This window comes from Paractinoplanes toevensis, assembly GCF_018332695.1.
Lineage (GTDB): Bacteria > Actinomycetota > Actinomycetes > Mycobacteriales > Micromonosporaceae > Actinoplanes > Actinoplanes toevensis.
Genome location: NZ_BOQN01000280.1, coordinates 1 through 557, shown reverse-complemented (window position 1 = coordinate 557; position 557 = coordinate 1). Strand labels below are relative to the sequence as shown.

The 557-nt window shown below is 63.7% G+C and carries 1 protein-coding gene; it reads right to left on the bottom strand.

Annotated features, from left to right (window positions below; all coding sequences use genetic code 11):
- A partial coding sequence (locus Ato02nite_RS51220) for an NHL repeat-containing protein (protein WP_213014003.1) occupies positions 1–488 on the bottom strand: 488 nt, incomplete at its 3' end.
- Positions 489–557 lie beyond the last annotated feature (69 nt).

Genomic DNA, 557 nt, shown 5'->3' with positions numbered 1-557 from the left:
TTGGCGTAGAGGTAGTCGCCGACGGAGAGTATGGCGGTGGGGGTGTGGCCCCCGGTCGCGAGGTGATCGCTGATGGTGACCGCGTTCCCGCTCACCGGGTCGATCTTGAGAAGGTACGTTCCGGACACGATCCATACCGCGGTATCGTCCGCGGCGACGGCGCCGGTTGTGCTCTTGTTCAGCAGAATGGTGCGGCTGGAGTCCAGGTCGATCTGGGTCAGGCCGCCGTAGACGTTGTCGACGAAGTAGAGGTACTTGCCGGCGATCGCCACGGAGGCGATGGGTGAGCCGAAGTTGCCTGAACTGGTCAGTGAGGTGACCGCACCGGATCCCGGGTCGATGCGACGGATGCCGCAGGTGTCGGTGGCGTAGATGAACCGGCCGTCCGCGCCGACTACCCTCAGCCGGGCGTAGTCAGTCCGGAATTGGGCATTGTCGCCGCTGGAGTAGCTGGTGCAGTAGTCGGTGCTCGTGGTCTTCTTGGTCACCGGCGTTACTTCGCGGGTGACATTGTCGACCCGTACGATCTGATTCCCATCCGCCAGGTACGAGCCACC